Source organism: Streptomyces sp. RB17 (assembly GCF_009604455.1).
Classification (GTDB): Bacteria; Actinomycetota; Actinomycetes; order Streptomycetales; family Streptomycetaceae; genus Streptomyces.
In genome coordinates, this window is sequence record NZ_WEGL01000036.1 from 1 (window position 1) to 6828 (window position 6828).

Sequence of the window (6828 nt, forward strand, 5' to 3'; positions counted from 1 at the left end):
ATCACATCCTGCACTGGTCAACCTGGCGTCGACGGCGCCAACACCAGGCCCGCATCAGCCACTACAAACGACGCGGACACATCCCCTGACCTGGCCATCAGTCACGGCAAGCACCGTTGCAGTACTAATGCTGCGTTCCTCAAAGGATGTACATATAGCGGCGGCGTGAGCGCCTGGTGGGGGGTGCGGGTCTGCCCCAGATCCAGGGTCGGGCGCGGGCGTTGAGCTGGGCTGTGGCCACTTCGGTGGCGTGGGTGATGTGGTCGCGGTCGCCGAAGGAGCGTCCGGCCAGGGCGGTCTTGCGGAAGATGCGCCACCAGCCCTCTTGGAGGTTGAGCCAGCAGGCGCCGACCGGGATGAACACGTGCCTGATGCGGGGATGGTCCTCCAGCCAGGTCCGGGTGGACACGCTGTTGTGCGAGGACAGATTGTCGGTGATCACATAGATGTCCCCGACGGGGTTGGCGTCCTCTACCAGCTGAAGGAACTGCTGGTAGAAGACGCTGTTGCGGGAGGTGGCGGTCATCGTGAGCTCCTGGCCGTCGCGGATGCGTAAGGCGCCGTAGACCCAGGTCTTCTCCGGTCCGCGGGAGTAGTCGATCTCGTTCTTGATGCGGTGTCCGTCCGGTGACCAGCCCGGTGCCGGCCGGAAGGTGCGAGGGATCACGGGGCCGAGCTCGTCGGCGCAGACGACCGTCGCGCCGGCGGGCGGGCTGGTGTAGAGCTCGACGATCCGCGTCCTTTTCCCTCGAAGTCCGCATCTCTCGAGCGTGTCCACGAGCGCGTGCGCCGCCAGCGCACGCCCTCGGCCAGCAGGATCCGGCGCACCTGGGAGCGACTGACCTCGATGCCCCGGTCCCGGGCCCTGGCAGCCAGTGTGTCCAAGGTCCACTCCGAGGGCCCTGACTCGTCCGCGGCCCACATCTCGTTCGACGGCTGCACTTCCAGCCGGCCGGGCGGGGTCTGCTTGACCAGCGCAATGATCCGGGAGCGTTCGGCCTCGGTGATCCTTCGCTTGCGGCCCTGCCCGCCCAGATCCTCCAGGCCCTCAAGCCCCGAGCGGTTGAAGCGGTGCAGCCAGCGACGCACCGTCTTCTGACTGCACCTCACCTCGTCAGCGATCTGCGGGACCAGCCAGCCGTCCCAGCTCAGCTCGACCATCCGGCACCGCTCCACCAGCACCTTCGGCGCCTTCCTGGCAGCCGCCAGGCGGTGAACCACCGCTTGCTCGCCCTCGTCACGGCCCGGCCGTGCCCTTAGCACCATGACCCAGCACCCGCCCCCGAGCACCCGCAACCACCCCGCTACCAGCAGCTATACCCACCGAAAGCGGAATCCAGCACTAGCCCGAACGAGGTGTCGGCACCGGTGTAGGTGAGCACGCGATCGTTGCCCGTAAGAAAGCCGCGCAGGTTGTCCAGCAGCTGAACGACCGAGAGGTAGATCATCATGCCCTGATCGGGGACGTGGCCGACCGAGTCATCCGTGCCGAAATCCCCGGTGACGACCATGTCACCCATATCGAACCCGTGGGGGTCGCCTTGGCCGGGCCGCACGGTGAACTGGAAAGTGATCACGGGCTCAGCTCGCGTCCCCCCACACGGCTTGCAGATCCTCGCACCGGACGGTGATCGACGCGTCGGTGAGCGCGATTTCGTGCAGGCACCCGCCGTCCTCGTCGGGCAGGATCTCGTCGAGGAGGACGGTGTCGACCAGCATCCAGTCGATGGAATGCCTGTAGTCGATGGAGAAGTGCGTCACGCCGGAGTAGCTGATACGCAGCCCGGTGTCGTGCTTCCACTGATTGGGGGCGAACTCCAGGGTCAGCCCTCCGCTTTTGTCGGTGGCCACCTGAATACCGGACAACTCCAGATCCTTCACACAGTGACTGTTTCCGTAACCCAACGCATAATGCGCCGGATCGGTTGCGAATTCCCTTGCCCCCTCGGGCAAGCGGTCACGAAACTTGGGGAGTTCGGCCAGATAGGCCCTCGGATCCACGAAGAACCCGCCATCATCCCAGACGGCAGTGACGAACTTCATTTGCAGCCTTCCGCGGCGAGAGGCGGTCGCCTCCACTTGTCTCCGCTGATGTCCTCGGTACCCTTGGGGCCGATGCGGCCGATTTTCCGCAACTCGTAGATCATCCGCCCCTTGATGGCGTTCTCCACACTGGGCGGCACCTCGACCTCCGAGCCCTTGATGCCGTGCTTATTGAACCATCCCTGACTGTTGAACACCCCGACTTCGCGCATGGACTTGTCGTAGACGTGGATTTCCACGTCCATTCCCTTGTTGCCCACAGGGAAGGGATCACGCCGGCCTGTGTACCCCTGCCCGAAGTTCAGCGGGTTCGAGGGCCCCGTCGGGCCCTTTCCGGCGAGGCCGAGGTGGTCGCTCCAGCCCAGCGGGTTCGGCACGTACGCGTGATGATCGGGCGCGGGGAGTAGACCGAGCGGATCCGCGCTGATGTACCGCGCCGTCTCCGGGTCGTAGTACCGGTGCACGTTGTAGTGCAGACCGGTCTCGGGATCGGCGTACTGCCCGGGGAAACGCAGCGGGCAGTCCACCGGCGACGCGTCCTCGTCCGGGGCCGGGACCTGGGTACCCCACAGGCCGGTACGGAGCTGCCAGACCAGCTCTCCGTTCCCGGTGACCAGTTCCGTGGGCGTGCCCACGGCGTCGGTGACGACGGCGTGGAAGCGGGGTTCGTCGTCGGGGTCCGACTGCCGGGCCAGCTGGGCCAGGAAGGACGTGTTGGCCGACGGCGCGGTCGGGCGGTGCGTGGTCTGCGCGACCGGGCGGGCAGCGTCGGGCGCGTAGTCCCAGGTGGTGACCCAGCCGTCCGGCGCGGTCCGCTCGGCGAGGCTCAGGTCGTCCCAGACGAAGTCCGTATGGTCGGCCACCGTGCCGTCGTCGGCCACCCGGTGCTTGGACAGGCGCCGGCCGAGCGGATCGTACGTGTAGCGCCAGTGGCTGCCGTCCGGGGCGGTCACGTCGGTCAGGCGGTCCTCGGCGTTCCACGCGAAGGTCCACACCAGGGTGCGTCCGTTGAGGAGCTTGCGGGTCCTGCGGACGAGGCGGCCTTCGGCGTCGTACGCGTACGAGGTGCGGCCAGCCGAGCGGACGAGCGTGCCGTCGAACCGGCGCTCCCCCGCCGCCTCGTGGTCCGGCGAGGTGGCGTGCACGAGGTTGCCCGCCGGGCCGTACGCGTAGGTCTCGCTCCAGCCGTGGGCGCGGACACCGGTGACCCGGCCGGCGCCGTCCAGCTCGAAGCGGCGGGTGCCCGAGGTCAGCTCCCGGATCTCGGTCACCTGGCCGTCGGCACGGTGGGCGTACGTCCGGTGCTGGAGGAGCCGGTCCGCGGCGGCGGTCAGGCGCTGCGCGGTCAGCAGCCCCGTCGCACTCCAGCTCTGCGTCAGCCTCACCGGCGTCCCGAGGCCGCCGAGGCCGCGTCCGGTCTCGCGGCCGACGGCGTCGTGGGTGAAGTCCAGCGCGCCCACGGACGAGCGCAGGGCGAGGGGGCGGCCCGCCGGGTCGTACGTCCAGTCCGAGGCCAGGCCAGACGGCGTCACCCGCCGGGTGCGGCGGCCGGCCGCATCGTGGGCGTACGTGGTCGTGCGGCCGTTCACCGTCTCCGCCAGCACCCGGCCGAGGCCATCCCGTTCCCACGCCACCTCGGCGTCGGCGTTCGCCGCGCGGCACAGCACGCCGTCGGGGCCGTAGCCGAACGTCGTCACCTCGCCCGCCTGCGAGCGCTGCTCCACGACCCGCCCGAGCGGGTCCCTGGTGAGGCGCAGGGTCTCCCCGGCGGCGTTGGCGCGGCCGGTCAGCCGCCCGTTGCCGTCGTGCGTGTAGGTGAGGGTACGGCCGTTGAAGTCCGTCTCCGCGGTGAGCCGGCCCGCTTCGTCGTAGGTGTAGGACCAGGTCAGTCCCTGCGGGTTCGTGACCGTCGTCAGGCGCAGCTCGGTGTCGTAGGTGAACGCGTACCGGGCACCGTCCGGGTCGGTGCGGGTGGCTGGCACGCTGAAGTGGCCCACCGTGTGGTATGTGGTGCGGCCGGTGGGGTCGGTGTGGGTGAGCAGGTTGCCCTGGGCGTCCCAGGTCCAGGACTCCTCGGTGCCATCGGGCAGTTGGCGCCAGGACGGGTTGCCCTCGGTCGTCCAGCGCAGGCGGGTGGTGTGGCCGAGCGGGTCGGTCGTCTCGACGACGCGACCGAAGGTGTCGCGACGGACCGTCGTCGTGTGGCCCAGTTCATCCGTGAGGGCGAGGGGCAGGCCTGCCGGGTCGTAGGTCACGGTGCGGGTGTGGCCGAGGACGTCGGTGATCATGGTCGGCCGGCCCGCGTCGTCGAGCGTGTACCGGGTCTCGGCGCCCAGGGGGGTGACGGTCGTGAGCAGGTTGCCCCGGTCGTCGTAGGTGTGCCGCCAGACCGCGCCGCCCGGCTCGACCACCTCGATCGGCAGGCCGAACGCGTCGTAGGCGGCCCGGGCCACCGAGCCGTCGGGCAGGGCGACTTCGGTGACGTTGCCGGCGTCGTCGTACGTGTACCGGGTGGTGTGGCCGAGGGGATCCGTGACCGCGACGGGCTGGAAGCCGTACTCGTCCCACTCCGTGCAGGTGACATGCCCCAGCGGGTCCGTCTCCTCCACCACCTTGCCCTCGGCGTTGTACCGGTGGACCGAGGCGTGGCCCTGGGAGTCGGTGTAGGTGGTGGTGCGGGTGGTGTCGCCGTAGGTCAGGGTGCCGGAGAGGATGCCGTCGACGCCCTCGGTGCGGACGACCCGGCCGCGGTCGTCGTAGACGTAGCCGAACCAGGTGCCGTTGCGGTCGGTCCAGCGGGTGACGCGACCCTCGGCGTCATAGGTGAACCGCAGTGGCTCGCCGCTGGAGTTGATGATCTCGGTGAGGTTTCCGGAAGTGTCGTAGCCGTAGCGCATGACGACCGTGCCCTCGTCGGTCGCGGTGCCCGGGCGGTAACGGGATGGCGGCTCGTCCAGCAGGCGCAGGGCTGTGATGCGGGGGCCCTGGGCGTCGACGGCGACGTAGTAGCCGCCCGAGTGGCGGATACCGTACGGGATGCCTTCGTCATCGCGTTCGACCTCGATGCGGTTGCCGTTGCGGTCGCTCCAGGAGTCGAGGGCCAGGTGGAAGACGCCGAAGGTCGGGGAGGGGACGGGGGCGGCGAAGGTGCGGGTCATGCCCGTCGACGGGTCGGTGACCGTCATCGCGCCGTCCGGCTTGCCGTCCCACTCCAGCGGCCAGCGGGCGCCCTTGACCGGCATGGTGGGTACGCCCGGTTCCGGCACCGGGTACACCAGGCGCATGCCGTCAGCCGCGGCGAAGACGACACCCTCGCCGTCGATCTGAAGGCACTCGTCCAGGGTGGAGACCCAAGTGGGGCCGAAGCAGACGCCACCCCGGTAGGAGGAGAGGTGGGTGCGCGTGAACTCGAAGGGCAGAGCGGCCGGCAGGGACAGGTCCGTCTGCGTCATCAGCATCGCGCCGGTCGCCACGTCGATCGGCTCACCCACGCACGGCGTGCCGTCGGCGTTACGGGCCGCCGGGCCCAGATCAACCAGGTCCGGGCGGAGCGACGGCGGGCGCAATAGTAGCGGGGTGGTGTCGGCGAGGCCGCCTTCCATGCTCGCCTTCAGCAGGCCGCCGCCCGCTCCGAGCGCGCCGCCGAAGATCATGCCGTCCTTGGCGGCCTGGTTGACCTCGTCCAGGCTGAAGCCGTGCTGCAGACCGGCCATCATCTGCAGCGGCTGGGCCACGGCAGCGTCGATGGTGACCGACTCGACGCCGCCGAACGCGACGCCGGCGAAGGCACCTCCGATGATGTCGGCCACCACGGCGGAGACGCCGACGCCTATCGTGGCGCCGAACTCGATGACCGCGTCCGCCGCAGCTGCCGCCGCTCCCGAGGCGATGCCCGCGGTCATGATGGCCAGCGTGATGCCGCCCGCGATCACGACCGCGTCGATGGCTATCCGCGTCCACAGCTTGTTGATCGCGTCGTCGATGGCGCCGGCGAACTTGTCCAAGGCAATGGCCATGTCCCGCGAGGACTTCGCGAGGTCGCTCAGCCAGCCGCCGTCCTTGCCCTTGGAATAGCGGTCCCAGAACTTGTGGAACGCCTCGATCGACTCACCCGTGTTGTTGTGGATGATCCCGGATGCACTGCGGTTCACAGGGGCGCGGACGTCGTCCACCGAATCGGCGAACGCGCGCCACGCTTTCGCCGCGTCCCGCAGCTTGTCGGGGTCAGCCTCCGGCCACCACAGGCCCATCTTGAGAAGGATGTGGCGGGCCTTGTCCTCAACGCTCACCGGCACCGTCGCTCTGCTTGTCGGTCTTCACTTCCGTGAACATGCCGGCGACGAGCTTGTCGTTGTCCACATGCCCGTCCGACATGTCCACCATGGCCTCGTGAATGCTCGTCAGCCCGAGCACCAGGATGCCCGCCGCGCTCTCGATCGACTTCTGGTGCGGCTTGTAGACGCCGCCGAACTGGTTGCCCTGCTCATCGTGGCCCCAGGGTTCACCGAGGCCGTCCAGGGTCTTGATGAGAGTGGTCAGGGCCGTGCTCAGATCGGTGGCGCCCTTCTGGAAGGCCGGTGCCGCCGCCTTGATGTCGGCGGTCTTGATGTCCAGCACCTTGCCAGGGACCTTGCCGTCACCCATCTATGAACCCCCGTTTCAGCGTGATCTAGCGAGGAACCCCGGGCGTTCACGCCCGGGAGGAATCGCTTCTCTGGATAGGGGTGACCCGCACGAGTGCACGGGTCGGCTCTGTTTGCCTCAGCCGGGTCGTTTCTGGTTGTC

The 6828-nt window shown here is 68.9% G+C and carries 6 protein-coding genes; all 6 read right to left on the reverse strand.

What is annotated here, in order from left to right:
- Nucleotides 1-139: 139 nt before the first annotated feature.
- The 6 genes from SRB17_RS47410 to SRB17_RS44970 are packed head-to-tail and all read right to left on the reverse strand — an operon-like array spanning nucleotide 140 to nucleotide 6687.
- The gene (locus tag SRB17_RS47410; RefSeq protein ID WP_323377626.1) at nucleotides 140-733 is read right to left on the reverse strand and encodes an IS630 family transposase; all 594 of its coding nucleotides are present in this window, start codon (nucleotides 731-733) and stop codon (nucleotides 140-142) included.
- On the reverse strand, nucleotides 664-1266 hold the full coding sequence (locus SRB17_RS47415; RefSeq protein WP_228396713.1) for a helix-turn-helix domain-containing protein: 603 nt from the start codon (nucleotides 1264-1266) through the stop codon (nucleotides 664-666). The genes SRB17_RS47410 and SRB17_RS47415 overlap by 70 nt, the downstream gene beginning before the upstream one ends.
- 38 nt (nucleotides 1267-1304) lie before the next feature.
- Entirely contained in the window at nucleotides 1305-1577 is a 273-nt protein-coding gene (locus tag SRB17_RS44955) for a hypothetical protein (protein ID WP_153547979.1), read from the reverse strand.
- A gap of 4 nt (nucleotides 1578-1581) precedes the next feature.
- Nucleotides 1582-2043, reverse strand: coding sequence for a hypothetical protein (locus SRB17_RS44960; protein WP_153547981.1), 462 nt, complete (start codon nucleotides 2041-2043; stop codon nucleotides 1582-1584).
- Nucleotides 2040-6293, reverse strand: coding sequence for a DUF6531 domain-containing protein (locus SRB17_RS48820; RefSeq protein ID WP_153547985.1), 4254 nt, complete (start codon nucleotides 6291-6293; stop codon nucleotides 2040-2042). Before SRB17_RS48820 ends, SRB17_RS44960 begins: the two co-directional genes overlap by 4 nt.
- A gap of 28 nt (nucleotides 6294-6321) precedes the next feature.
- Nucleotides 6322-6687 carry a hypothetical protein gene (locus tag SRB17_RS44970; RefSeq protein WP_153547983.1) on the reverse strand — a complete coding sequence of 122 codons (366 nt, stop codon included), beginning with the start codon at nucleotides 6685-6687 and terminating at the stop codon, nucleotides 6322-6324.
- Nucleotides 6688-6828: the final 141 nt, after the last annotated feature.

Coding starts and splice junctions, on each gene's coding strand:
- SRB17_RS48820 (WP_153547985.1), bottom strand. CDS start 6,293: ATGGGCCTGTGGTGGCCGGAGGCTGACCCCGACAAGCTGCGGGACGCG.
- SRB17_RS44960 (WP_153547981.1), bottom strand. CDS start 2,043: ATGAAGTTCGTCACTGCCGTCTGGGATGATGGCGGGTTCTTCGTGGAT.
- SRB17_RS47415 (WP_228396713.1), bottom strand. CDS start 1,266: ATGGTGCTAAGGGCACGGCCGGGCCGTGACGAGGGCGAGCAAGCGGTG.
- SRB17_RS44970 (WP_153547983.1), bottom strand. CDS start 6,687: ATGGGTGACGGCAAGGTCCCTGGCAAGGTGCTGGACATCAAGACCGCC.